1 pseudogene is annotated in these 1,186 nt (G+C 45.0%); it reads left to right on the top strand.

Annotated elements, in window-relative coordinates:
• A pseudogene (gene tuf, locus P20429_RS19225) lies at positions 1–1,186 on the top strand (elongation factor Tu).

Genomic DNA, 1,186 nt, shown 5'->3' with positions numbered 1-1,186 from the left:
ATGGCAAAAGAAAAGTTTGAACGCGTAAAACCGCACGTAAACGTTGGTACAATCGGCCACGTTGACCACGGTAAAACTACACTAACTGCAGCAATCACTAACGTACTTGCAAAAGTATACGGCGGTGTTGCTAAAGATTTCGCATCAATCGACAACGCTCCTGAAGAGCGCGAACGTGGTATCACTATTTCAACGTCTCACGTTGAATACGATACTCCTTCACGTCACTACGCACACGTAGATTGTCCTGGTCACGCCGATTATGTTAAAAACATGATCACTGGTGCTGCTCAAATGGACGGCGCGATCTTAGTAGTTGCTGCGACTGATGGCCCTATGCCACAAACGCGTGAGCACATCCTTCTTTCTCGTCAAGTTGGCGTTCCTTACATCATCGTGTTCATGAACAAATGTGACATGGTAGATGACGAAGAGCTACTTGAACTAGTAGAAATGGAAGTTCGTGAACTTCTTTCAGAATACGATTTCCCAGGTGATGACTTACCTCTAATTGCTGGTTCTGCGCTTAAAGCGTTAGAAGGCGAGAAAGAGTGGGAAGATAAGATTGTTGAGCTTGCAAACGCACTTGATACTTACATCCCAGAGCCAGAGCGTGACATCGATAAGCCATTCATCATGCCTATCGAAGACGTTTTTCTCAATCCAGGGTCGTGGTACTGTTGTAACTGGTCGTGTTGAAGCTGGTATCATCCGCATCAATGACGAAGTAGAAATTGTTGGTATCAATGATACAACTCGTTCTACTTGTACTGGTGTTGAAATGTTCCGTAAGCTTCTAGACGAAGGTCGTGCTGGCGAAAACATCGGTGCACTTCTACGTGGTACTAAACGTGAAGACGTTGAACGTGGTCAAGTACTAGCTAAGCCTGGTTCAATCAACCCACATACTACATTCACTTCAGAAGTATACGTACTTTCGAAAGATGAAGGTGGTCGTCATACTCCATTCTTCAAAGGTTACCGTCCACAGTTCTACTTCCGTACAACTGACGTAACTGGTGACGTACAGTTACCAGATGGCGTAGAAATGGTAATGCCTGGTGATAACATCAAGATGACAGTAACTCTAATCGCACCAATCGCGATGGATGAAGGTCTTCGTTTTGCTATCCGTGAAGGTGGTCGTACTGTAGGTGCTGGTGTTGTAGCAACTATCGTAGCGTAA

Source organism: Pseudoalteromonas sp. BSi20429 (assembly GCF_000238895.1).
GTDB classification, from domain to species: Bacteria; Pseudomonadota; Gammaproteobacteria; order Enterobacterales; family Alteromonadaceae; genus Pseudoalteromonas; species Pseudoalteromonas arctica.
Note: the sequence above shows the minus strand (reverse complement) of the source record. Positions and strands in the feature narration are given on the sequence as shown.